Below are 25,104 nucleotides of genomic sequence, written 5' to 3' on the forward strand. Positions count from 1 at the left end.
GCTATCTCTTTTTTCCGTATAACTTATCTATTAAATCCCCCCGTCCGATACGTCTCAATTCATTAATGATATTTTTCCGTTCTTCCGGCTTGTACCAGAAGAAGAATTGACGTTGTGCCAGTTTTTCCCGTTGAGTCTTGGCGCTGAATATCGGTTCCAGCGTGTAGGGATGGTATCCGGTGTACCATGCTTCCGTGGCTACTGTCATAGGAGTAGGGGTGAAGTCCTGCACTTGTTCCAAATGAAAATCCAGCCGTTTGGTAATAACGGCAAGTTCCGCCATATCTTCTTCTTTGCATCCGGGATGCGAGGAAATAAAATACGGAATCAGTTGTTGACGCAGGTTCTCCTCTTTATTGATTCGGTCGAATATCCTTTTGAATGTTTCAAACTGCTCGAAAGGAGGTTTGCGCATTACGGATAATACCCGTTCACTTGTATGTTCCGGAGCAACTTTCAGTCGGCCGCTAACGTGCTTGACAATCAATTCGCGGGTATATTCGGCGGTACTGCGGTTGATGGCCTCATCTTTACTCCGATGCAATAATAAGTCATAACGTACCCCGCTGCCTATAAATGATTTCTTAATGCCGGGCAAGGCATCTACCGCGTGATAAATATCCAATAACGGACGATGGTCTGAGTTCAGGTTCGGGCAGACTTTCGGATGGATACAGGACGGACGCTTGCATTTCTTACAGATAGACTCGTCTTTCCCTTTCATCTGATACATATTGGCGGAAGGACCACCCAAATCGCTTAAGTATCCTTTAAAGTCCGGCAACTGAGTTATTTCTTTTACCTCCCTCAGAATGGATTCTTTGCTGCGGCTGACGATGAATTTTCCTTGATGTGCGGAAATGGTGCAGAATGCACACCCGCCAAAACATCCCCGATGGATATTGATGGAGAATTTTATCATATCGTATGCCGGAATCCGCTTCCCTTTATATTTGGGATGAGGCATACGGGTATAGGGTAAATCGAAAGAACGGTCAATTTCTTCCTGGCTCATCGGGGGATAAGGAGGATTGACGACTACGACTTTGTTTCCGACAGCTTGCGTGATGCGTGAAGCCGCATATTTATTGGACTCTTCTTCAATATGCCGGAAATTGCTTGCCTGTTTCTTTTTGTCTGCCAGGCATTCCTCATGCGAATAGAGCTGTATATCTTCCGTATCGGAAGTCCACTCAGAGGCACGGCAAAGATAGGCTGTCTGGGGAATCGTTCCGATGATTGTTTTTAAATCGTTGACAGTGCATACAGTGTCTTCCGTCGGCAGCAAACCTTTTATTTTACGGGTTAATTCGACAATCGGCTTTTCGCCCATTCCATAAATAAGCAAGTCCGCTCCACTATCGCATAAAATGCTTTTCTGTACCTTATCCTGCCAATAATCATAATGGCTTAACCGCCTCATGCTGGCTTCAATTCCTCCCAAGATGACAGGAACATCCGGATAAAGTCTCTTGAGAATCTGACTGTAAACAGTAGAAGGATAGTCCGGTCGCATATCCGGGCGCCCGTCCGGTGTATACGCATCTTCGCTACGCAATCGTTTGTTGGCGGTATATTTGTTTACCATCGAGTCCATGCACCCGCCGGAAATGCCAAAGAACAGGCGCGGACGCCCCAACTTCTTGAAATCGCGCAAGTCATCGCGCCAGTTAGGTTGGGGTACAATGGCTATTTTCAAACCTTCCGCTTCGAGAATGCGGCCGATAACGGCTGCACCAAAAGAAGGGTGATCTACGTACGCATCCGCACTGAAAAGGATGATGTCCAGTTCATTCCATCCGCGAAGTTCTATTTCTTTTTTGGTAGTAGGTAACCAGTCAGTCAATCGATATTCTTTCATGCTGCAAAGATACGCATTATACGGTGAACTGTACTGTCATTTGTTCTCCGTCATAAATTTCGCGGAAACCGATGCCTTGTTCGGACAGATATTCCTTCAGGTCCTGGAACGCATCGGCATGGTTCATGATAATCTCCAGTGTTTCACCGGGAGACGCATTACACATCGCTTTTATTGCAGGAATCAGCGGACTATAGGCTGTGATTCCGCAAGTATTTACTGTAATCATTATGCCTCCTCTTCTTCCGTTTCCGGACTGGAAAGCCACGTCAGATAGAGCTTGATAAGCTGTTGCAAGCCGAATGCCTTCATATTATTGTGGTAAATCACATCAATACAGAGGTCCAGCAAGTCCTTGCTGTCTTCTTCCTGACTGGCGATGAGGGAACGGATGTTTAGTTTCAACTTGTCCAAAACCGCTTCGTCTACAATGCCGGTACTATCAATGAGATGGCGGAACAATGCATATTTCTCGATCGTTCTCAGATTCTCATTAGAGACCTCTATGCTGCGTGTACCGCTGGGATTTGCTTGTATAGTATACATCTTTTCTAGTTTTAAGGGTTATTATAGTAGCAAAGATAGAACTTAAAATGAAAAGCAGATTAAAAAAAAGGATATTTTTTATCTCTGCGTAAAGAATCCCAGTATACCTGCCATGATAGTTGCCCGGTCGGCTTCCGATTGTATGCTTTCAAAAGGAAATCCCAATACGAAGGTACGGTAGTTTCCTTTATAAGCGATACCTGCGCTTTGGTTGCCGGGAACGTATGTAAAGACAGGAAATGCCGTATCTACCGGAACGATACAGTCGGGAGCAGGGACGGCATAGCTGGTTTCATTAGGCGTTCTCGGTATGGTAATCGTACGTCCCAACCCGTTAATGCGGTTTGAGCTCTTGTCCGTCATGCTGTTTTGATAACCGTATTTTAAGATCTTCTCCGTAAATTCCCGGTTCCCCTGTGTTCCACTCATATCGCTTCCCACGTATGCACCACTGACAAATAGATTTCCTCCCGACTGGCAATAACTGGTGATGAACCGTTGCATGACCGAAGAAAATGTTTTGTAGTATACTTTATGGGCCGGATCTTCTTTCTCCATTCCCAAAATGTAGTCCACAACCGGATAATCTTCCAGTGTGACTGTACCGTTTTCCACAGCCTCGTCGCTGCATGACACGAAACTATATTTGCCGGCGGCTTGAATCGCTTTTCCATGAACGAAAGGATAGTCGAATGTGTTACCTGCTATTTTCATTCCTTCCAACTCGCGCCCGCTATATCCCAGACTGCCTTCTCCTTCTTTCCCGGCCTGTGCCCGATCGAATCCTATTTGCGCCCCACTGAATGAGATGTTTGATAAATAAGGAACTCCGGGATCTTGTTCCAGGTCGAATCCTGCTTTGTCAAACGTATTAATGACAGCCGGTCCGCTGACTCTGTCGAATCCATTGATTATCAATACTCTTTCCCGTTCGCGTTTGGCCTTATAAGCAGAGAGTATCTCGGACGGGAAGCTTTCACCACCCCGGTTTACGGCAGTTACTTTAAAGGAATAAACGAGTCCCGGTTCTATTTTGACGGTATGGGACGTCTTGCTGACTAATGTACCGTTGTCGAAACCACCATAGCCAATGCGTGTGTATACAATGTATTCACGTGGCTGTGCGGTGGGTTCTTGCGGATCGTTTTCACCTTTCCACGAAAGCTCCAACGTATTCTTTTTCTTTCCGAAGCGGATAGCAAAATTGCTGACAGGAAGAGGTTGCACTACATATTCTTTGTCATGCTGGCCGGCAACAAACTGCAAGATACCTTTATAGATGGCACGTCCCACCGTAAACTTGAAATTCGGATCATGTCCCAACTGCATATCGGCAAAGTTCTGATGGGAAAGTAATTCGATAATGGTTGAAGGAGTAGCCGGAAGACGCGTCTCGCTGTAATTGCGGTTCCACATACTGCGTCGTGTCCAAGACAGATTATGACTTGAATATATATCTTTCTGAATCTGAGTGAGTAGAATATCGGCCAAATCCCGTGAGGCATACCGGTCGATTCCTGTGTTCAGTTTTCCATTATTAAAATCAGTGGTGTATATTCCCAATGAGCCGATCAGCTCATCCGTTTTGCTGCATCCCGCATCGCTATGCAGCGCCATTGTCATTTCCAAAGGAATACCTAAACCGGGTTGTTGCGGATTATAGACAGAACCTCCGGATAAATAATTAATTGTGTTGGAGCGTGTATTGATGTCATCCGCATAATCGTTTTCACCTTTCCGCCCCGCATATACCTCGTATGGCATTCCCGCCCATTGGGCAGAGTAGCGTGCCCCTTCCAGATAACGGGGCAAACCGCTTGTTTTTCCTCCTCGCGTAATATTTCCCATTCCTCCTCCGAAACGTACCGCATCTGCGCATACTACGCCATGCTCGCTACTCTCGTTGCTTAGCACTACCATGCCGTAATTGTTATTGCCTTTGTCAAACTCGAATGTGCCCAGATAAACCCAAGTGCCTCCGCCTATCTTTTGATTCACTTTGAATTCGGTCACCCCTCCATTGTGGAAAACAAGATATTTGGCGTCGCTCACGCTATTAGGCAATGTCCGGTAAGAGACATAAACCGCGTATTCTCCTTTTGCCGGTAGGGTAGGCACCCATTCGGCGAAAGCCTGGTCTTTATTCTTCTTCTTTCTTTCGGTCGGAATAAAGCGGCAGGTCCCGTCTGTGAAGGGATTTTCTCCATCTCTATAAATCGCCTTCTTTTGAGCGAATCCTTTTATCGGAGCAGCAGCCCAATGTGCTTTTTTGCTTCCTACTTCCAGATAAAGAGAAGCATTAGGTGTATCGTTGTCCACAATGATCTCATTTTTCTGAGTATCCCGTTCGCGGGGAGTGTAGACGATTGCGCCTGCGTTTTCCAACATCGGGATTACGTACGGAAGGACAAACGACTGTGTGAACAGATCTTCCGTTGTGCAAAACAGACGGGGGCGTTGCCATCCCCATTCATTCTTATCGTTCTTGAAATAATTGCCGTGACTTTGCCAGATTGCGATATGTCGGTCTTGCAATCCTCGTGATATTTCATTGGGCCGTGAAATGTTCTTTACCCACGCTGCGCCTTTATAATCGGTTTTCAAGGACATCCGTTCCTTATCCTTTTTCTTGTTCCGATAAATATTCGGGATAAGTTCCTCAATGGGCTTTCCATCTGCAAAGATCGTGAGTCGATAGTAGTGGACAGGCCCCGGAAGCAGCTCCTTCACTTGATTGTAAACAGCTTCTACAGTCTCCGGTCGAAAAGGCTGATAAGCAAAACTCTCCGAAGCATGGATAGCAATCGTTTTGCGTTCATAATCTATATCAATACTTTTCAGCTTAGGCGTACTGATTTTCGCCGTTGCGGTATATCTGCCGAAATAATCTGTCAATCGTTCTTTTACATTCCTTTCAATGTCCTGAGCAGAAAGGAAATTAACTCCCAATGTAAGGCATAGGAAAAACACTATTATCTTCATACTTGCTGCTTTTTTATACTCACCACAGAGGAAAGGAGGACACAGAGGGGTAAATGCGGAAACTACATAATTCTTTTATTTATGAAGTCCTCTGTGTCCTCCTTTCCTCTGTGGTGAATTACTCCGCAAAAATAAACAAAAAAGAGCGAGAAGTATCCCACTTCCCACTCTTCTTTTATTGTTTTATATTCTCTTAATCAAGAATACCTTCTTTCCTTATAGCGGAATGTATTCAACAAACGCTTCCATTGCCTCGTATGAAGCCAAGCCCAATTTGTCATACAATGCAGCTGTACCGCGATTACGGTCCTCGCTGCGTTGCCAGAACAGACGTTCATCGTTACCCAAGAAAGGAGCGCTTTCCATCTGAGACTGATGCTTCAAGATAGAATTACGTTTCGCACGAAGTTCTTCCGGGCTGATAGGCACTGCCATTTCAATGTTCTCAATTTCCCATTCGGCCCACGCACCGCGATACATCCAGATACGGCAGTCTTTCAGCCACTTGGCACCTTCTTCTTTTTCAAGGTCGATGGCAGCGAATACTGCATCCGTACATACACGGTGAGTACCGTGCGGGTCGGCCAAGTCGCCGGCTACGAAAATCTGATGAGGTTTCACTTCACGGAGCAGGTTGCGTACGATTTCTACGTCGGCTTCGCTGATCGGATTCTTTTGAATCTTACCCGTTTCGTAGAAAGGCAGATCAAGGAAGTGGCAACGTTCCAATGGAATGTTATTATATGTACAAGCAGTACGGGCTTCACCGCGACGGATCAGACCTTTGATAGTCAGTATGTCACGGCTGTCCATATCACCGTCTTTCTTCGCTTTCAGGAAATTACGTATTTCTGCGTACTTTTCATTGATAACCTGGTCCTCACTATTGTTGAAGATCTGGTTGAATCCGTTGATGAAGTGCATGAAACGAATTACTTCTTCATCACCTACAGCGATATTGCCGGAAGTTTCGTATGCCACGTGTACTTCATGTTTCTGCTCTACCAGACGGCGGAGAGTTCCACCCATAGAGATAACGTCATCATCAGGATGGGGAGAGAAAATAATCACACGTTTCGGGTAGGGTTTTGCACGTTCGGGACGATAGGTGTCGTCAGCATTCGGCTTGCCGCCCGGCCATCCGGTGATGGTGTGCTGCAAATCATTGAAAATCTTGATATTTACATTGTATGCAGAACCATAAAGAGCCAACAGTTCACTCAGACCGTTTTCATTATAATCCTTGTTGGTCAGTTTCAAAATCGGTTTGCCTGTCAACTGGCACAACCAGACAATAGCGCTACGGATCAACTTGTCATTCCATTCGCAGGAAGTTACCAGCCACGGACGTTGGATGCGTGTCAGATTCATGGCTGCCGAAAGGTCAAGAGCTACATGCGCATTGTTGTGAGTTTGCAGATAAGAAGCAGGAATAGTATCGGTGATCGCACCTTCCACACATTCTTTAATCATAGCTGCTTTGTTCTCGCCCCATGCAAGCAGATACACTTTCTTTGCACTGAGGATGGTAGCTACTCCCATCGTGATAGAACTGATCGGAGTATTATCCATTGTTCCGAAAATTCTGGATGCTTCATTGCGTGAAGCGTTATCCAATAAAATCAGACGGGTGGTAGAGTTCAAGCGTGAACCCGGTTCGTTGAATGCGATGTTACCCACACGGCCGATACCCAGTAAAGCAATATCAATGCCTCCGAAACTTTCGATACGTTGTTCGTAGAGACGGCAATATTCAAAGATTGTATCTTTGGCAATGCTTCCGTCGGGAGTGAATATATTCTGCTTGTCGATGTCGATATGATCCAACAGCATATTCTTCAAAGCGTTGAAATTGCTGTTGACTGCATCAGGAGCCAATGGATAATATTCGTACATATTAAATACGATCACATTACGGAAGCTGAGTCCTTCTTCCTTGTGCATACGAATAAGTTCCGTATATACGTGTCTGGGAGAATCTCCTCCCGGAAGAGCCAATACGCAGAAACGTCCGGCTTTTTGTTTTTCGCGGATGGTTTGTGCTATTTCGCGGGCAATGTAGTTAGCGCCTTCTTCTACAGATTCGTAAATGTCCGTAGGGATTTTTTCGAGTCTTGTCAAGACTGATTTTTCAAAAGCATTCTCCGGTCTGTAATATCTGGGGGAGACCCGGTGGAGACTGATTTGAGAACTAAGATTTGTTTTCATAAAGTTGTTAATTAAGTTATGTAAGATTAGAATTCTTACGACTGCATTTTCACGACAAAGATACAAAAGAGGTTTATATAATTAACTACCTACTTCGCGGTATTGTTGTCGTTTTAATTGGTTTTTAACATTTGTTTGATAGCAACTATGACAGATGAAATTCGTCTGCATCTTTCCATACCGGAAATTTTTCTCTGAATTGACGGAGAGCGGACAGGTTGAGAGTTGCCGTAGCTATTCCTTCCCGGCCGTCGGGCAGCGAGGCTATCTCTTCTCCGAAAGCTGAATAAATTTTGCTTCCTCCATTATAGTCCAAATGGTAACCGTCGGTTCCTGTCCGGTTGACACCGCATACATAGCACTGATTCTCGAACGCGCGAGCCCGAAGCAACGTATCCCATACCGGGCGGCGGGGGATAGGCCAGTTGGCTACATATATCAATAAGTCATACTCATTGTTTACGTTTCGGCTCCATACCGGGAAACGAAGGTCGTAGCAGACTTGCAGGCAGATGTTCCATTCGAGGTAGGGAAGGATAAGCCGTTTCGTGCCGGCGGAGAAATGTTCGGCTTCCCGTCCCATGCGGAACAAATGCCGTTTGTCGTAATAGGATTCTTCTCCTTCCGGTGTCAGAAAAAATGCCCGATTGTAGAACAACCCGTTATCCGTTGCGATATAACTTCCGCAGATGGCTATCCGGAATTGCCTGGCCCATAGTTTGAGAGTCGTAATGGTTTCACCGGAATTAGGTTCTGCCAACGTTTTGCTCTGCATACTGAAGCCGGTAGAAAACATTTCCGGTAAAACAACAATCTCCGTTGTTCCACAGAGACTTTGTAGTTTCTTGTGGAGCAGACGGAGATTTTCTTGTTTGTTTTCCCAAACGATATCGGTTTGTACTATGGAAATACGGATTGAATCCACACTGTTTAGTGATTAAATCTCGCCAAGGGCAAAATTCTCAGGATGTTTTCCTTGAAAGTCCTTGAAATAAAGTTTGATTTCTCTCATGTCTTTATCAATATCTCCCGACGGCATGATGGCTTTCGTTGCCGAAATCATCTTTTTGCTGTAATCGATACCGATCAATACGATGGGTACTTGCGCTTTCAAGGCGATATAATAAAAACCCTTTTTCCAATTTGGATTTGCCTTGCGGGTTCCTTCGGGCGTGATAGCCAAATGAAACTTTTTGCATTCGTTGAAATGTTTGACCATCTGATCCACCAACGAAGTTTTCCGACTACGGTCTACGGGAATCCCGCCGACTGCTTTGAAAAAAAGTCCGAGTGGAAAGAAAAACCATTCTTTCTTCATCATGAAACTTGTCTTACGACCTAAAGCACCGTAAAATAGTTTTCCAATAAATAAGTCAAGGTTCGTAGTGTGTGGAGCGGCACAAATCACGCATTTATCATAATTGGTTACCGTAACGTTTGTCTTCCACCCCAATAGGCGGTAATAGATAAAGCTATAAATTGCTTTCTTCATTCTGTTTTTTAGTTCAATTTTCCGATCGCTTCAATAATCTCGTTTACTTTTGCATTAAAGTCTGCACGGAATTTCTTATAAAAACCTTTCACATTTCCCGGTTCGGTGTGACTGATGCGGCATACAAATTCATCCTGCATTTTCAGCACTTCCGCCATTAGCTCATCGGCCTTAGTCTTGTCAGTACCAGGTATAAACATACTGTTGATTAAACACTCGGTGAACAATTCTCCTGCGATATAGTTTACATTCTTTTTGAGTTCTCTTCTACTTGCCATAATCTTTACATTTAATGGTGAATAATAAAAAATATTTGTGGTAAAGATAGTTACTTTCTTTGATTTAGGCGAATAATATGAAGAAAAAATAAGAAAGAGTCCTTCACCTGGCTTCTATATCCCTTTGCTCATGGGAAAAAGCGGGTGAAGGGCTACCCTTTCACCCGTTTCTTCCCTCGGGTTATTCGAATAATTTTGCCGGGTTAATGCTTAAGAACTGTTCGGCTTTCATTCCTCCTTCTCCGACCACGAAAGTTGCATAAGGATGATACAAATTCCGCACTGCTTCAAGTCCTGCATTGTACGTTTCACTGTTGCTTTTAACTTCTATCGCTACAATCCGGTTTTTCTTTTTCAGTATATAGTCTACTTCTTTATCCTTTTCTCTCCAGTAAAACACTTCATAATTGCCGGTGAATGCGTTAGAAACAATATGGGCGCCAATGGCGGATTCAAAAATACGTCCCCATTCTTTCCTGTTGAGAATGGCTTCTTTGAAAGTTAAATCGTTGTATACGGTTTTTAATGCATTGTTATATACCTGGAATTTAGGGGCACTTGCCCTTTGGCGTGATTTATCCATTGCGAACTTTTGTAGTCCGGTCAGTAATCCGCTGTCTCCCAGTAAGTTTAAATATCCAGCCAGTGTTGTTGTGTTTCCGGCGTCTTGCAATGCTCCTACCATTTTGGTCAAGGACACGATTTCACCGGAATAGGCAGTCCCCAATTCGAAAGTCTGCCGTAGCAGTGCCGGTTTACTGATGGGAGAGTCATATAAAATATCTTTATTGATTGTGGCGTCTATAATTGCTCCGTTAATATATTGCGCCCATCGCTCTTCATCCTCAATCAAGAAAACTGCACCGGGATATCCGCCAAAATAGAGATATTGTTCCAGACTTATTCCGAACGCATCCCGCATTTCCGGATATGACCAATGGGTCATTCTGATTTCTTCGAAGCGTCCCATCATGGAATCAGATAGCCCTTTCTCTAACAATACACGTGAAGAGCCGAGCAGAACAACTTTCATGTTGATATCATTGAATGTATCTGCATCCCATTCTTTTTTTACGACCTCGCTCCAATTCTTTATTTTCTGAACCTCATCGATTATCAGAATGAAATCAGGTAGATTTTCAACCCGCATCTGTACTCTTGCTGTATTCCAACAATCTGAAATCCAAGATGTCTGTGTGGCGGGAATGCTGTCTGCCGAATAGATTTGATAAGGTATTTTCAGGTCATTGACTACCTGTTTGATAACTGTTGTTTTTCCCACCTGGCGAGGTCCTAGCACTACTTGTAGAAAATGCCGGGACTCTTTCAGTCTTTCTGTAATGATTTGATATTGTGCTCTTTTATACATACTTTTAAATTTTACTCAATGGATAGCGTAATTTTACTCAATACATTGATTAATTTTACTCAATAGATAACGCAAATATACATAATCAGTAGCTCATTATCTACCTTAACATTATTTTTTATCCTTGTATTTTATATCTACGGAAATCCGGTAGTTGCCTGGAACGGGAGTGTAGATAGGTTGATGGGTAGTCCCTTTGTTTTGGAGTTTCTTTTCCGCAATCAGTCTTTTGATATGCCGATATGCCGTAATCTGTGTCATTCCGCAGAGATATTGGAAATCTTTCCGGGTGATAATCTGATTCTCGGCAAAGTATTTCGTCAATTCCATGTCTATCTCAGTGTTGGACAGTTCGGTGGAGTGCGGTTTGTATTTTGAACGTTTGAAGTGCATATCCGAAAGTTCCGCTTTCAACTCCTTGTCCGCCTTGAACTTGATGGCTTTTAATTTGACTTTGTGTACCCGTTTCGCTTTGGGGTCTCGTATTTCTTCTTCACAGCTAAGAGTGACTTGCAGGTATCCCAATCCGTCGATATGCACTTTCTTTCCTTCCTTGAGACATTGAGCCACTTCGTATTTCAATTCTTCCAGTGTAGCTATAACGTCCGACGGACTTAATGAACAGCGTTCGTGGATACGGTAAACCAAATTTTCCGTATCTACTGTTTCATAATTGATGGGACGTGCGTGATACCTTACCTTATTCTTTTTCTCCTTCGGCATAGGAGTCTTATATAGTTCAAATTGTACTGCCATACTACTTTCTTCTTTCTTTAATGTTTATAGATTATCTTCCGTATATTTCTCGATTTTCTTCCGGATATCTATTACTTATCATTATTGTGATAAGTACTTATCATAGCAATGATACTTACTTATCATAGATGTGATAAGATATTATCATTATTGTGATAAGATAAGAATGTCCGCATCAAAGGTAAGGCTTAATTAGGAGATAAACAAGGAATAACCGGATAAAGTATGAAGTTCATTTATATGAAAATGAGTGGATTAAAAAGTTGCAAATCCCATTTTTCAGGTATTATATTCGCAACCGTTAAAACTAAAAAACGGAAATTTTATGGAAAAGAAAAGTGTATTATTGGTATGGTGGCGGAAAATTGTAAATCACTTTTGTAAAAGTGAAGTAGAAAAGCGAATAGAGGAAACAGAAATGCCTCCTAAAACGAAGAAGTTGACAGAAAGCGTGGAATGTTTTTTGAAATCCCGTTATGATTTTCGCTATAACATTCTGACGGAAGAAACGGAATTCCGTTCGATGGAGCAGGTGGAAGAAGGATTTCTGCCAATCAATCAACGTGTGTTGAATACGTTATGTCTGGAAGCTCATGAGTCGGGGATTCCTTGTTGGGACCGTGATCTGTCACGTTGCATTTATTCCACTCGCATTGCGGAGTATCATCCTTTCAGACTCTATTTGGATGAATTGCCTGCGTGGGATGGCATAGACCGATTGGTTGATTTGGCACAGCGGGTTTCTACCGATTCGGCTTGGGTGAAAGAGTTTCATATCTGGATGTTGGGAATGACTGCACAATGGATGGGAATCATGGGAGAACATGCCAATAGTGTGGCTCCTTTGCTTGTCAGTACGGAACAGGGGTATCTGAAATCTACTTTTTGTAAGTCCCTGCTTCCTGCTGCGCTTCAGCGATATTATATGGATAAGGTGGATTTGACAAGTGAAGGACGGGTGGAACGAAGATTGGCGGAGATGGGACTTCTCAATCTTGATGAATTTGATAAATATCCTCCGACAAAAATGCCGTTGTTGAAAAACTTGATGCAGATGGCTTCATTGAGTTTATGCAAAGCATATCAGAAAAATTATCGTTCATTACCGAGAATCGCTTCTTTTATCGGAACATCCAACCGGAAGGAGCTATTGACAGATCCGACGGGTAGCAGGAGGTTTATTTGTGTGATGGTGGAATGTCCTATCGATTGTAATGGGATTGAGCATAAGCAGATTTATGCGCAGTTGAAAGCGGAAATCTTGTCGGGCGAACGTTATTGGTTTACAAAGGAGGAAGAACAGGTATTACAGAAAAATAATCTGCCTTTTTACCGTCAAGGTCCGGTAGAGGATGTATTGCGTTCTTGCTATCGTTCTGTAGAAAAAGGGGAGGAGGGTGAACTTCGTTCAGCAGCCGAGATCTTTCAATGTTTGAAAAAGAAGAATCCGTCAGCGATGCGTGGGGCGAATCCGGCAAGTCTGGCGCAAATTCTGGTAGCGGTGGGGATAGAACGGAAGCATACAAAGTTTGGAAATGTATATCGGGTGGTAAAAATTGGGTAAAAGAGAGCTGATTGGGATGATGGCTTGAGTGACGGCTTGGGTGAAGGAAGCCCCCTTCACCCGCTTTAGCCCATGGATAGGGCTCTGTAGCCAAAAGGTGAAGGGCTTATAAAAATCACTTGGAATGTGAGGGGCACTCGAAAATAATGTTTATCTTTGAATAATTATTAAATGAAGAATAACTATGGATAGTGTGATGCGCAAATTTCCTATTGGTATACAGAATTTCGAGAGTTTGATAACATTACCAGCTTTGGAAAAATAGTGGAGGATAATTGTTGATAGAGATTATGCTGGACGTTATTTTGATTATCATTGGTGCTCTCTGTATGATTGCCGGATTAGCCGGTTGTATTCTTCCGTTTCTTCCCGGCCCTCCCATTGCTTATTTGGGACTGTTTATTCTCCATTGTACAGATAAGGTGGAGTACAGTACTACGCAATTAATTGTATGGTTGCTGATTGTGGTTGTATTACAGGTCCTGGATTATTTTACTCCAATGTTGGGCAGTAAATACAGCGGTGGCAGTAAGTGGGGAAATTGGGGATGTATAATAGGTACCCTTGTCGGTCTTCTTTTCTTGCCATGGGGGATTATTCTCGGTCCGTTTCTGGGGGCTGTCATTGGGGAACTGTTGGGAAATAAGGAATTCTCACAGGCGCTTAAATCTGGATTCGGTTCCTTAATAGGATTCATATTGGGAACCTTGTTAAAACTGGTTGTCTGCGGTTATTTCTGTTATCAGTTTATTGCCGGTTTTGTTTGATGAATATAAATAAAGCTGCTCTCCGGAAAGAAGAACAGCTTTACTGCTTTGTTTACTTTATTTCAGGCTCATTTCACCGGAATCTTGTCGATACGTTTTTGATGACGTCCTCCTTCAAACTCGGTAGAGAAAAACTCGGTTAAAATCATGTCCGCTTCTTCTGTGCTGATGAAGCGTCCCGGCATGACCAAGATATTGGCGTCATTGTGCTGACGTGCCAAATGCGCAATCTCTGCATTCCAGCAAAGAGCTGCACGAATCCCCTGGTGCTTGTTCAGTGTCATATTGATTCCGTTTCCACTGCCGCAGATAGCAATACCGGGATAACATTCACCCGATTCCACTGCAAGAGCCAGCGGATGGGCATAATCCGGATAATCTACACTTGCCGCAGAGTTGGTCCCAAAGTCTTTATATGCCCAGCCTTTTACTTCCAGCCAGCCGCGAACATATTCTTTCAGTTCAAAACCGGCGTGGTCGCATGCTAATCCGATTGTTTTCATTAGAGCATTGCCTTTACTTGGTTATATACATTCTCGGCTGTGAATCCAAGTTTCTCATCCAGTACTTTGTAAGGTGCGGAGAAACCGAAAGATTCCAAGCCCCATACTTTGCCATGACAGCCTACCAGACCTTGAAGAGTAACAGGCAAACCGGCGGTCAAACCGAAAATCTTGGCATTTGCAGGGAGAACAGATTCTTGGTATTCTTTGGATTGGTTACGGAACAGCCCTTCAGACGGAGCAGATACAATACGTACTTTTACACCATCTTTGCGAAGCAACTCTGTACCGGCTACCAAAGTGGAAACTTCAGAACCGGAAGCTACCAGGATTACATCCGGGTTTTCGTCAGAACCGGCCACGATATAAGCGCCTTTCGCTGCTTGTTCGTAATCTGTTCCTTCCGGTAAGTTGGCAATATTCTGGCGGGAGAAAATCAGACCTGTCGGAGTGGACATATTCTCCATTGCAAGTTTCCATGCGATAGTTGTTTCTTCTGCATCTGCCGGACGGAGTACCAACATAGAGTTGTGTCCCTTGTGGTTTTTCAGTTTTTCCATCAAGCGGATTTGTGCTTCCTGTTCTACCGGTTCGTGAGTAGGACCGTCTTCGCCTACACGGAACGCATCGTGTGTCCAAATGAACTTCACGGGTTGTTCCATCAATGCAGCCATACGTACGGCAGGTTTCATGTAATCGGAGAATACGAAGAATGTACCGCAAGCTGCGATTACACCACCGTGAAGCGACATACCGATACAGATACAAGCCATTGACAGTTCAGATACACCTGCCTGGAAGAATGCTCCGCTGAAATCGCCTTTCTTGAACGAATGAGTTTTTTTCAAGAAACCGTCGGTCTTGTCAGAGTTGGAAAGGTCGGCAGAAGCTACAATCATATTTTCTACTTGTGTAGCGAGAGCACCTAATACGGTTGCCGATGCGGCACGAGTAGCGCTGCCTGCTTTCTGTTCGATAGCGGCCCAATCCACTTTCGGAGCTTTGCCGGAGAAGAACAGTTCCAGTTTGGCTGCAAGTTCCGGATTAGCTTTTGCCCATGCGGCTTTCACTGCATATCTTTCAGCTACGATCTTTTTCAATTCTTCTGCACGTTTTGCATACAGTTCGGCTACTTCCGGGAATATAACGAACGGGTTGGTAGGATCACCGCCTAAATTCTTAATTGTATTTACATATGCGTCGCCACCGAGAGGAGCACCGTGTGTAGCGCAGTTAGCTTCATAGCTGCTGCCGTCCGCCTTGCGTGCACCTTTACCCATCACAGTCTTACCGATAATCAATGTCGGACGTTCCTTTTCCGCCTGTGCCTTTTTGATAGCTGCACGGATTTCGTCAGGATCGTTACCGTTGATACTCAGTACGTTCCATCCCCATGCCTCATACTTCATGGCAGTATCTTCTATAGTTACATCTTTCGTTTCTGTAGAAAGCTGAATGTCGTTGGAGTCGTAGAACATGATCAGATTATCCAGACCCAATGCACCGGCAATACGTCCGGAACCTTGAGAAATCTCTTCCTGGATACCGCCATCAGAGATATAAGCGTAGATAGTCTGATTCATCACTTCGTTAAAGCGTGCTTTTAGAAATTTAGCGGCAATGGCAGCACCTACGGCAAAAGTATGTCCTTGTCCCAGCGGACCGGAAGTGTTTTCAATGCCCCGCATGATGTCTACTTCCGGATGTCCCGGAGTGGGGCTTCCCCATTGGCGGAATTCTTTCAATTCATCCAATGTGAATTTACCGGTCAGTGCCAATGTTGAATAAAGCATTGGAGACATATGTCCCGGATCGAGGAAGAAACGGTCACGTCCTTCCCAGCGGGGATTCTCCGGATCATATACTAAAAACTCAGAAAAGAGTACATTCACAAAGTCAGCACCACCCATGGCACCACCCGGGTGACCGGAATTGGCTTTCTCAACCATTGAAGCAGCGAGAATACGGATGTTATCCGCTGCACGATTCATAAGTTTATTATCGTTCATATCATTAAAATTAATTGATTTCTGTAAGATTGTTGGCAAAGATAACTCTTTATGTGGATTTAACAATCCAAAAGAGCTATCTTTTTTATTACCATTTTACTTGTCTTCTTGTTTATAATACAATAAGTAATAGCCCTTGATTTACTGTAACTCTAAAGTAACAATCGACTTAGCAGGAAGTTTTACCTTCATTGTGCCTTTATTGATTTTTACCTCTTTGAAAGGTGCCGGTTTTACAATATTAGGATTCTCAAAAGAATTGTAATCGGTGAGTTTGGCAGAGGTCAGGATTTCTCCGGTAGCCTTCTTTGCCTTTGTGTCTCCCAGATTGATGATGATTTCCTGTGCTTCATCGGCATTTACGTTTGAAAGGGAAATATGGATAACACCGTTTTTGTCTTTGGAGGCTGTGGCGCTTACCATCGGTACGGTACGGTTATCGCGTACATTCATCTTTTCACACTCCAGGTCGATAGGGAGATAAGTGGCGTCTTGATGTACCTTATACATTTTGAAAACATAATAGCTGGGAGTCAGTACCATCTCTTTTCCTTTTGTCAGAATCATGGATTGAAGTACATTGACAACTTGTGCGATATTTGCCATTTTCAGACGATCGGTGTATTTATGAAATACGTCAAGGCTCAAAGAGGCAACGAAAGCGTCGCGCAATGTGTTTTGCTGATAGAGGTGTCCTCTGATGGTTCCGGGTTCTTCGTCCCACCAAGTTCCCCATTCGTCAAGTAAAAGGGCGATTTTCTTATCCTTGTCATATTTGTCCATGATGGCGCAATGTTTTTTGAGGACTTCTTCCACTTCGAGGCATTTGCCCATTGTCCAGTAATAGTCGTCTTTGTTGAATTGAGTAGCGGAAGTTTTACTGCCACTCCAGCCCGTTACGGTGTAATAATGAAGAGAAAGACCTTGCATACGGTGTCCTACACGATTCATCAATACATCAGTCCAGTTATAGTCGTAATCGCTGGCTCCGCTGGCAATCTTGAAGAGACGGTTGCCGTCATAGTTGCGGCAATAGGTGGAGTAACGACGGTACAGGTCTGCATAGTATTCGGGACGCATACTGCCGCCACATCCCCAACTTTCATTTCCTACACCCAGATATTTAATCTTCCATGCCTTGTCACGCCCGTTTTTGCGGCGAAGGTTCGCCATAGGAGAGTCGCCGTCAGATGTCATATATTCTACCCATTTGGCGAGTTCCTCTACCGTACCGCTGCCTACATTTCCACTGACATATGGTTCGCAACCCAGCATTTCACACAGGTTTAGAAACTCATGAGTACCGAAACTATTGTCTTCAATGGTTCCTCCCCAGTTGTTATTTACCATCTTCGGACGGTTCTCTTTGGGTCCGATACCGTCCATCCAGTGGTATTCATCGGCAAAACAACCACCCGGCCAACGAAGAACAGGAACGGCGAGTTCTTTTAATGCATTGAATACATCTGTGCGATATCCCTTTATATTAGGAATATCCGAATTCTCGCCTACCCAAAGACCGCCGTAGATACATGAACCCAAATGTTCGGCAAACTGACCGTAAATTTCTTTTGGGATAATTTCTTTACCTTGATCGGCGTGTAAAGTGATGGTAGCGCTCTTTTGTGCAGAAAGAGATACTGAAGCTGCCAAAAAGGCTGTGCTGACTAATAATTTTGCTTTCATAAATGGTATTTGTTTAATGATTGTTTTTTTATTTTAGTAAACGTACTTCGTAGATAGCAGGAGTCCATTCCGTCCCGTCAGGGATGAAACGTATCGGACAATTGCCCGTGTTCAACTTTTGGGGCAGGGCATAAGAAAGAGTAATAAAACCGCCTTTGTCCGCTTCACTGATTGTCGGTTTAACAGCCAACTTTTCATTATTCAAGAGGATAGTCATTTTGTTCCGGTCATCTTTCCGTATCGTAATCAGGAGACGGCTTGCTTCCTCTTTTACTTTCAGTTGATAGCCGAACCAACCTTTGGCACGGCGGAAGTGTCTGTCTTTATCCGTTCCGGTTGCTGCCTGCTCATATTGGATAGCATGGTCGGACTCCGGTTGCTGTTCACCGGGAAAGATAAGATCAATAGTTTGATTGGCTAATTCGGTCGTTTTTCGTTCGGCTGTTGCCATTTCTTCTTGAATGGCTTTGAATTGCTCTTCGCTTGTCTGCCGGAAGTAAATGGCATAACGGGAATTATGCAGGCGGAAGAAAGGAACGAGTTCCAATGCTTTGCCTTGTGCCGGATAGACATCTCCATTGTAACGGAAAGCGATCCGGTTCCCCTTTTCTTTGTGAAGATCTTTGCATATTGAATTGGGATCTCCTATCAACATCGGGACTTCCTGCAAAGGAATTTGTTTGCCATGTGCGATATGGCCGCCGCGACTGTCATCGGCATACAGACCATCGAGATGTTCTGTGCCTGTGGAAGCTGCAAGAACGATAGGACCGTATAAGAAAGCATAATAATCTTTCTTGTCGGGGATTTGTTCAATAGTAACTTTCATCGGCAGGTTGAAGGTTATGACGTCTCCTTTTTTCCATTTACGGGAAAGAGGAAGATATTGATTTCCTTTTTTCGTGGGAAACGTTTCTTTCTTCCCATTAATGCTAATTGAATAGTTGGAAGATTGGTTAGCCCATTCCGGAATGCGTATCATTAAAGTACGTTGTTTCTTAGAAGCTTTATCTATTCGCAAAGTAACCTTATTGTCATCGGGAAAGCGGGTTTCCTGTGTCAAGATGACGCCTTGTTCTTTCCAGTTCAGTTGTGAGGGGATGAAAAGATTGACATAAAGCGTATCTTTCTGATGCGCATAAATGAATTCACCGTATTTGGTATGGTTCTCCAGACCAGAGCCGACACAACACCACATAGATGTTTCCGGTTGTGAATAAACGCGGTAATGTCCCGGTCGCATAGGGGTGAAGTATACAAATCCGCCTTTATCCGGCCCTTGAGACGCTAGGATATGGTTGTAAAGCGCACGTTCGTAATAGTTGATGTAGTTGGGGTCGGGTTCATTTATATTGCAGGGATTGTGAGAGTTCTGATAAAGCATTTTAGTAAGGCGGAGCATATTGTAGGTATTGCAGGTCTCCGGCCCTTGCACATCGTTTATCATGGAGGTAAAATTATCGGCCGGATGGAAATGCTCGCGTACACTATTCCCTCCGATACAGACAGAGCGATTGTTGACAACCGTATTCCAGAAGAAACGGGCTGCATGATCCCATTCTTCGGCGTGATTCCAATTCTTGTCGTCCTGTGAGAGTTCGGCGATTCGTTTGTAACCGATCACTTTCGGTATTTGGGTATTGGCGTGCATGCCTGTCAGTCGGTCCTCATCTTTGATAAGCGGATCAAGGATAATCTTATGGGAGAACCGACGTGCCAGTTCCAGGTACTTTTTATCTCCCGTAATTGCAGCTACGTCAGCGAAAGTCTCGTTTAGTCCGCCATGTTCGCTACGGAGCATATCTTGTATTTGCTGATCGCTCAGACCGGAAGTAATGTCGATCATCCAATCTGTAAAAGCAATCAACATCCGGCGTGCCCGGTCGCTGCCTGTATAGAGGTAGGCGTCCCGCAATCCGGCGTATGTCTTGTGTATATTGTAGAGAGGCACCCATTTGCCATTGAGGTCGAAACCTCCGGCACGGATATTACCTGCTTTAATTTCTTTCCAAAGTTGGAGACTGCCCGGAGTTCCTCCGATAAAACCTGTTCCGACAGCTTGTTGGGCACGGTATAGCTCGTCAAGCATATAGTTAAGCCGGTTGTAAACTGTGGTATCTCCGGTAGCGGCATACATCATGGAGAGTGCGGATAAATAATGTCCGCCGATGTGTCCGTCCAGTCCGGTGTTTTCCCAATTGGTATAACTCGGAGCTTTCGGAGTGAGTCCCGCTTCGCGTAAGAAAGGAGCCAGCAAGCGATCGGGATTAAGGGCGAGTATGTAATGCAAATCAGTTTGTTGGGCTTGTAAGAACGGGCTATCCAATAGTTTGACGTCTTGTAAGGGGAAGTATGACACCTGTGGAACGTTCTGTGCTTTAGACAGTGAGGCGGATAGGAGAAGTGCAAGTATGAACGACGTGGTTTTCATGATAATAGTTTCCCCTTGTCCCTCTCCGGAAAGGAGAGGGAATGGGGATAATTTATGTTAATACGTAGGTGATTAAGAAAGAAGCGGAGAGCCCTCCATGATGAGGGCTATTTGAATTTCACTGCTGCTTCTTCGATGGGCAATCCTGCCTTGTAGTTCTCGATGTATGTATTAAAACCGGCTACGTCTTCAGCGGTAGGCGATACCTCGATACCGGCGTCTCCGACAAATACTTTCTCATCCAGAAAATCAGCAAGCGATTGTTTTTTCTCATTGTTCACGAGGTAAGAACCGAGCAGGGCAATACCCCAAGCACCTCCTTCACCGGCTGTTTCCATTACAGAAATAGGCGAGTTGATGGCAGCTGCGAGTATTCTTTGACCTACTCCCTTTGTTTTGAATAATCCACCGTGACCTGTGATCCTGTCCACTTTGATTTTCTCTTCATTGAACAGGATATCGTTGCCAATCTTGAGTACTCCGACGGAAGCGTATAAATGGCTTCTCATGAAGTTTGCCAGATTGAACTTGTCATTGGCAGAACGTACAAACAAGGGCCTTCCTTCTGCAAGTCCTGTGACGGGCTCACCTGAAATATAATTGTAGGAGAGTAGACCTCCGCAATCGGTATCACCTGTGAGAGCGATGTTATAGAGCTTGCTATAAATTTCGTTCATGTCTACAGGTATACCCAGAAGCTCCTGGTATTCTTTGAACAAGTTAACCCATGCGTTGAGATCGGATGTGCAATTGTTGCAATGTACCATAGCTACCAGGCTTCCGTCCGGAGTGGTGACCATATCGATCATCTCGTATGGCTTTGACAACTCTTTCTCCAATACAATCATGGAGAAAGAGGATGTTCCTGCCGATACGTTTCCTGTACGCTGTTTCACAGCATTGGTTGCAACCATACCGGTACCCGCGTCTCCTTCCGGCGGACATACCGGTATTCCTGCCTTCAAATGACCGGATGCATCGAGTCTCTTGCTTCCTTCAGGTGTAAGGACACCTGCACTTTCACCTGCCGACAGTACTTTGGGCAGGATATCTTGCAGTGTCCAACTGTACTGATTCGGAGCAATCAGCTTATCGAACTTCGCCACCATTTCGGCTGAATAGTTGTGGGTGGTCGGGTCTATGGGGAGCATTCCGGATGCATCGCCTATGCCCAATACTTTCTCGCCTGTCAACTGCCAATGCACATAACCTGCAAGAGTAGTCAGGAAGTCAATGTCTTTGACATGTGCTTCGTTGTCCAGAATTGCCTGGTACAAGTGAGAAATACTCCATCTCAACGGAATGTTGTAGACAAACAGGTCTGATAAAGCTGCTGCCGCGCGACCGGTATTCGTATTTCTCCAGGTACGGAAAGGTACGAGGATTTCTTCTTTTGCATTGAAGGGCATATAACCGTGCATCATGGCACTGACACCGATAGCTGCCAGGTTCTCGATCTCTATGCCGTATAAGTTCTTCACGTTGGAGCGGAGATCGGCATAGCAATCTTGCAGACCGGACCAGATGGCTTCGATACTGTATGTCCAAAGCCCGTCAACTAGCTGGTTCTCCCAAGTATGGTTTCCTTGAGCAATCGGCTTGTTTTCCTGATCAATCAAAACGGCTTTTATCCGTGTAGAACCGAGTTCGATTCCAAGAATGGCTTTGCCTGTTTCGATTGTTGATTTTGCATCTGATTTCATGTTGGATAGTGTTTAGCAAAGTGCTTTATTCAACATATAATATACTTCATTCATGCGCAACTCTTTCTTGAAGCAGCTGATAGTCGTATCTTTATTGATATGTACCATTTCGATACCTGCGATTTCTGCATAATCTTCCCAGTATTCAGCGGTCAGATCATAAGAGAAGCAAGAATGGTGAGTACCACCTGCCAGAATCCATGCACCGGCACCTACTTCAAAGTTAGGCATTGGAATCCAAAGAGCAGAAGCAACCGGTAATTTCGGCAGCGGTTTCGGTTCGATACATTCCACATCATTTACAATCAGACGGAAACGGTTGCCTAAGTCTACTACAGTTGCAGTACAACCTGTACCGACTTTAGAAGTAAAGACAAGACGAGCTGTCTGGCTCTTACGAATACCTATACCGAGGAAGTGTACTTCCAGACGAGGTTTGTTGGCTGCGATAAGCGGACAAACTTCCAACATATGTGATTGTAAGATAGAGCTTTGTGCACCGTTGAAGTTCAATGTGTAATCTTCGAGGAAAGAACAGCCTTTCGGAAGCCCTTGATTCATTACCCATACAGTGCGGTAGAGAGCAGCGGATTTCCAGTCGCCTTCGGCACCGAAACCATAACCTTCCGCCATCAGACGTTGAGAAGCAAGTCCCGGAATCTGGTCGAAACCGTTGTGCTCCAAGTCGCCCAAGTCGTCAAAATTGGTTGTGAATCCTTTTGCGCCTTTCGCTTTCAGGATAGCGCGAAGAGCCAATTCTGCTTTTGCGGCGTTCCATACCTTCTGATAAGCTTCGGTTGATTTGTCTTCCAAAGAAGCATCGTGGTCGTATTCTTTGAAATAAGTAGCTACTAATGCGTCTACGTCAGCGTCTTTGATATCTTTGTGATATTCCATCAGTTCGCTTACCGGACAATAGTCTACATGATAACCCATACGTTGTTCCGCTTCCACCTTGTCACCGTCAGTTACGGCTACATTGTTCATCTGGTCGCCAAAACGAATGATCAGCATATCTTGAGAATCTGCCCAACCTGCACAAACACGCATCCATACGGCAATCTTATGCAGTGTGTCTTCGTCTTTCCAATAACCTACTACCACTTTGCGACGGATACGCATACGGGTACAGATGTGTCCGAATTCACGGTCCCCATGAGCCGACTGATTCAGGTTCATGAAGTCCATATCCATTGTATCCCAAGGAATTTCCTTGTTGAACTGAGTATGCAGGTGCAACAACGGTTTCTTCAACTGTTGCAAACCGTGAATCCACATTTTTGCAGGAGAGAAAGTATGCATCCAAGTGATAACACCGACACATTTCTCGTCGTTGTTGGCAGCTTTGAAAACAGCTTCCACTTCTTTGGAAGAGTTGGCAGTTCCTTTGTATACCACTTTTACAGGGAGTTTACCGGAGTTGTTCAACCCGTTAACCATTTCATTAGAGTGTGCGTCTACTGCGATTACTGCGTCACCTCCGTACAGAAGCTGTGCTCCTGTTACAAACCATACTTCATATTGATCAAATGCGTTCATAATGTTTTGCTTTAATTTTTAATTTCTAGTTTTTAATTGATTATTGTCCGTAATAAGCATTCGGACCATGCTTGCGACTGAAATGTTTTTCAATCAGCAGAGGATTCATTGTTAAATTGGGATTAACGGCGTATGCGATACTTGCCATTTTTGCTACCTGTTCCATTACTACGGCGTTGTGTACTGCATCGTGTGCGTCTTTTCCCCAGGAGAAAGGACCGTGATTCTTTACCAGCACGCCCGGCGTATGTACAGGATTCAAACCTTCAAAACGCTTCACGATCACGTTCCCGGTTTCCAGTTCGTAGGCACCTTTCACTTCTGCTTCGGTCATATCTGCCGTGCAGGGGATAGCGTCATGGAAATAATCGGCATGAGTAGTTCCGATGTTCGGAATGTCGCATCCGGCTTGCGCCCAAGCGGTCGCATAGGTAGAGTGGGTATGTACCACTCCGCCGATTTCCGGGAATGCTTTGTAGAGTACTACGTGAGTCGGAGTATCTGAAGATGGCTTCAGCCGTCCTTCAACGACCTTGCCATCCAGATCCACTACTACCATATCTTCTGCTTTCATTTCATCGTAACTTACACCACTGGGTTTGATTACTACCAACCCGCTTTCACGGTCGATGGCAGAAACGTTCCCCCAAGTAAAGATGACTAATCCATGCTTTACCAATTCGAGATTGGCATGAAATACTTTTTCTTTCAGTTCTTCCAGCATATTGATTATAATTTGAATTTCGGATCTTTACGATAAATCTTGCTATTAAACTTATATAAGGCTGCCCCTCGTTTGGAACATAGCTTATCTATCTTATCGGTCTTTTCCACATAATCCATTCCGGCAACACGCTTGCGGAAGTTGCGCTTATCCATCGTTTCACCATAAATGGCTTCATATAAACTCTGCAATTTGGATAGTGTGAAAAGTTTAGGCAATAAGTTGAAACCGATAGGTTCGGTAGAAGCTTTTTGTCTCATCAACTCCCTTGCTTTTGTCACCATTGCAGGATGATCGAAAATCAGTGGGGGAAGTTCATTGATGTTTACCCAGTAAGCGTTATGTTTCCGAACCAGTTTCCGGTCATATTCATTGACGTTGACCAACGCATAGTATGCAACGGAGATTACCCGTTCTCCCGGATCACGGTCGACCGCTCCGAAAGTTCCCACTTGTTCCATATACACGTTTTCCAATCCGGTAAGTTCCGCTAGTACACGTTTGGCCGCATCGTCCACACTTTCGTTTTCTTGCACGAATCCTCCCATCAAAGACCATTCGCCCATTGCTGGTTCAAAATTTCTTTTCAGCAGTAGCAGACTTAATTCACCATCGTTAAATCCAAAAATGATGCAGTCAATGCCTACATGAAAGCTAGGATTCGAGCTATAATAATTGTTCATCGT

General features: G+C 44.3%; 20 protein-coding genes. 2 read left to right on the forward strand and 18 right to left on the reverse strand.

The annotated features are described in order from the left end of the window. Position 1 precedes the first annotated feature (1 nt). From GD630_RS04270 to GD630_RS04315, 10 genes are all read right to left on the reverse strand, one after another. Entirely contained in the window at positions 2-1,861 is a 1,860-nt protein-coding gene (locus GD630_RS04270; protein ID WP_143864703.1) for a YgiQ family radical SAM protein, read from the reverse strand. 16 nt (positions 1,862-1,877) lie between these two features. Further along, complete coding sequence (locus tag GD630_RS04275) at positions 1,878-2,090, reverse strand: sulfurtransferase TusA family protein (RefSeq protein ID WP_007753529.1); 213 nt, start codon at positions 2,088-2,090, stop codon at positions 1,878-1,880. Continuing rightward, entirely contained in the window at positions 2,090-2,407 is a 318-nt protein-coding gene (locus tag GD630_RS04280) for a hypothetical protein (protein ID WP_007753530.1), read from the reverse strand. Before GD630_RS04280 ends, GD630_RS04275 begins: the two co-directional genes overlap by 1 nt. Positions 2,408-2,485: 78 nt before the next feature. Beyond that, a complete protein-coding gene (locus tag GD630_RS04285) occupies positions 2,486-5,389 on the reverse strand; it encodes a golvesin C-terminal-like domain-containing protein (protein ID WP_143864702.1) in 2,904 nt (967 codons plus the stop codon). A gap of 216 nt (positions 5,390-5,605) precedes the next feature. Next, positions 5,606-7,597 (reverse strand): glucosamine-6-phosphate deaminase, encoded by a 1,992-nt coding sequence (locus GD630_RS04290; protein ID WP_007759217.1) that lies wholly within the window; start codon positions 7,595-7,597, stop codon positions 5,606-5,608. Positions 7,598-7,742: 145 nt separating this feature from the next. Beyond that, the gene (locus GD630_RS04295; RefSeq protein WP_143864701.1) at positions 7,743-8,522 is read right to left on the reverse strand and encodes an amidohydrolase; all 780 of its coding nucleotides are present in this window, start codon (positions 8,520-8,522) and stop codon (positions 7,743-7,745) included. A 12-nt stretch (positions 8,523-8,534) separates the two neighbouring features. Further along, a complete protein-coding gene (locus GD630_RS04300; protein ID WP_007753555.1) occupies positions 8,535-9,089 on the reverse strand; it encodes a 1-acyl-sn-glycerol-3-phosphate acyltransferase in 555 nt (184 codons plus the stop codon). Between the two features lie 8 nt (positions 9,090-9,097). Continuing rightward, positions 9,098-9,367 (reverse strand): hypothetical protein, encoded by a 270-nt coding sequence (locus tag GD630_RS04305; RefSeq protein ID WP_007759219.1) that lies wholly within the window; start codon positions 9,365-9,367, stop codon positions 9,098-9,100. A gap of 181 nt (positions 9,368-9,548) precedes the next feature. Beyond that, complete coding sequence (locus GD630_RS04310) at positions 9,549-10,736, reverse strand: ATP-binding protein (protein ID WP_007759220.1); 1,188 nt, start codon at positions 10,734-10,736, stop codon at positions 9,549-9,551. Between the two features lie 111 nt (positions 10,737-10,847). Further along, entirely contained in the window at positions 10,848-11,492 is a 645-nt protein-coding gene (locus GD630_RS04315; RefSeq protein WP_143864700.1) for an HU family DNA-binding protein, read from the reverse strand. Positions 11,493-11,817: 325 nt separating this feature from the next. On the opposite strand from GD630_RS04315, the gene GD630_RS04320 reads away from it, so the two are divergent. Both GD630_RS04320 and GD630_RS04325 read left to right on the forward strand, forming a co-directional pair. Continuing rightward, positions 11,818-13,056 carry a DUF3874 domain-containing protein gene (locus tag GD630_RS04320; protein WP_143864699.1) on the forward strand — a complete coding sequence of 413 codons (1,239 nt, stop codon included), beginning with the start codon at positions 11,818-11,820 and terminating at the stop codon, positions 13,054-13,056. A 290-nt stretch (positions 13,057-13,346) separates the two neighbouring features. Further along, a complete protein-coding gene (locus GD630_RS04325; RefSeq protein WP_022276059.1) occupies positions 13,347-13,823 on the forward strand; it encodes a DUF456 domain-containing protein in 477 nt (158 codons plus the stop codon). A gap of 68 nt (positions 13,824-13,891) precedes the next feature. Here GD630_RS04325 and rpiB read toward each other — a convergent pair whose 3' ends face one another. The 8 genes from rpiB to GD630_RS04365 form a co-directional block, all read right to left on the reverse strand. Then, positions 13,892-14,326 (reverse strand): ribose 5-phosphate isomerase B, encoded by a 435-nt coding sequence (gene rpiB / locus GD630_RS04330; protein ID WP_007759225.1) that lies wholly within the window; start codon positions 14,324-14,326, stop codon positions 13,892-13,894. Then, entirely contained in the window at positions 14,326-16,335 is a 2,010-nt protein-coding gene (locus tag GD630_RS04335; protein WP_143864698.1) for a transketolase family protein, read from the reverse strand. The genes rpiB and GD630_RS04335 overlap by 1 nt, the downstream gene beginning before the upstream one ends. Before the next feature lie 141 nt (positions 16,336-16,476). Then, positions 16,477-18,021 (reverse strand): alpha-N-arabinofuranosidase, encoded by a 1,545-nt coding sequence (locus GD630_RS04340; protein WP_143864697.1) that lies wholly within the window; start codon positions 18,019-18,021, stop codon positions 16,477-16,479. A 28-nt stretch (positions 18,022-18,049) separates the two neighbouring features. Continuing rightward, positions 18,050-20,452, reverse strand: a complete 2,403-nt coding sequence (locus tag GD630_RS04345; protein ID WP_143864696.1) for a beta-L-arabinofuranosidase — start codon at positions 20,450-20,452, stop codon at positions 18,050-18,052. A 107-nt stretch (positions 20,453-20,559) separates the two neighbouring features. Beyond that, positions 20,560-22,155: a xylulokinase gene (locus GD630_RS04350; RefSeq protein WP_143864695.1), complete on the reverse strand. Its 1,596-nt coding sequence runs from the start codon at positions 22,153-22,155 to the stop codon at positions 20,560-20,562. A 12-nt stretch (positions 22,156-22,167) separates the two neighbouring features. Continuing rightward, positions 22,168-23,694 (reverse strand): L-arabinose isomerase, encoded by a 1,527-nt coding sequence (araA, locus tag GD630_RS04355; RefSeq protein ID WP_007753681.1) that lies wholly within the window; start codon positions 23,692-23,694, stop codon positions 22,168-22,170. Between the two features lie 40 nt (positions 23,695-23,734). After that, positions 23,735-24,418 (reverse strand): L-ribulose-5-phosphate 4-epimerase, encoded by a 684-nt coding sequence (locus GD630_RS04360; RefSeq protein WP_007753683.1) that lies wholly within the window; start codon positions 24,416-24,418, stop codon positions 23,735-23,737. 5 nt (positions 24,419-24,423) lie between these two features. Beyond that, positions 24,424-25,101 (reverse strand): NUDIX hydrolase, encoded by a 678-nt coding sequence (locus GD630_RS04365; protein ID WP_143864694.1) that lies wholly within the window; start codon positions 25,099-25,101, stop codon positions 24,424-24,426. Positions 25,102-25,104: the final 3 nt, after the last annotated feature.

Origin of the sequence: Bacteroides zhangwenhongii, assembly GCF_009193325.2 — a bacterium.
Classification (GTDB): Bacteria; Bacteroidota; Bacteroidia; order Bacteroidales; family Bacteroidaceae; genus Bacteroides; species Bacteroides zhangwenhongii.

Coding starts and splice junctions, on each gene's coding strand:
- GD630_RS04270 (WP_143864703.1), bottom strand. CDS start 1,861: ATGAAAGAATATCGATTGACTGACTGGTTACCTACTACCAAAAAAGAA.
- GD630_RS04275 (WP_007753529.1), bottom strand. CDS start 2,090: ATGATTACAGTAAATACTTGCGGAATCACAGCCTATAGTCCGCTGATT.
- GD630_RS04280 (WP_007753530.1), bottom strand. CDS start 2,407: ATGTATACTATACAAGCAAATCCCAGCGGTACACGCAGCATAGAGGTC.
- GD630_RS04285 (WP_143864702.1), bottom strand. CDS start 5,389: ATGAAGATAATAGTGTTTTTCCTATGCCTTACATTGGGAGTTAATTTC.
- GD630_RS04290 (WP_007759217.1), bottom strand. CDS start 7,597: ATGAAAACAAATCTTAGTTCTCAAATCAGTCTCCACCGGGTCTCCCCC.
- GD630_RS04300 (WP_007753555.1), bottom strand. CDS start 9,089: ATGAAGAAAGCAATTTATAGCTTTATCTATTACCGCCTATTGGGGTGG.
- GD630_RS04305 (WP_007759219.1), bottom strand. CDS start 9,367: ATGGCAAGTAGAAGAGAACTCAAAAAGAATGTAAACTATATCGCAGGA.
- GD630_RS04310 (WP_007759220.1), bottom strand. CDS start 10,736: ATGTATAAAAGAGCACAATATCAAATCATTACAGAAAGACTGAAAGAG.
- GD630_RS04315 (WP_143864700.1), bottom strand. CDS start 11,492: ATGGCAGTACAATTTGAACTATATAAGACTCCTATGCCGAAGGAGAAA.
- GD630_RS04320 (WP_143864699.1), top strand. CDS start 11,818: ATGGAAAAGAAAAGTGTATTATTGGTATGGTGGCGGAAAATTGTAAAT.
- GD630_RS04325 (WP_022276059.1), top strand. CDS start 13,347: ATGCTGGACGTTATTTTGATTATCATTGGTGCTCTCTGTATGATTGCC.
- rpiB (WP_007759225.1), bottom strand. CDS start 14,326: ATGAAAACAATCGGATTAGCATGCGACCACGCCGGTTTTGAACTGAAA.
- GD630_RS04335 (WP_143864698.1), bottom strand. CDS start 16,335: ATGAACGATAATAAACTTATGAATCGTGCAGCGGATAACATCCGTATT.
- GD630_RS04340 (WP_143864697.1), bottom strand. CDS start 18,021: ATGAAAGCAAAATTATTAGTCAGCACAGCCTTTTTGGCAGCTTCAGTA.
- GD630_RS04345 (WP_143864696.1), bottom strand. CDS start 20,452: ATGAAAACCACGTCGTTCATACTTGCACTTCTCCTATCCGCCTCACTG.
- GD630_RS04350 (WP_143864695.1), bottom strand. CDS start 22,155: ATGAAATCAGATGCAAAATCAACAATCGAAACAGGCAAAGCCATTCTT.
- araA (WP_007753681.1), bottom strand. CDS start 23,694: ATGAACGCATTTGATCAATATGAAGTATGGTTTGTAACAGGAGCACAG.
- GD630_RS04360 (WP_007753683.1), bottom strand. CDS start 24,418: ATGCTGGAAGAACTGAAAGAAAAAGTATTTCATGCCAATCTCGAATTG.
- GD630_RS04365 (WP_143864694.1), bottom strand. CDS start 25,101: ATGAACAATTATTATAGCTCGAATCCTAGCTTTCATGTAGGCATTGAC.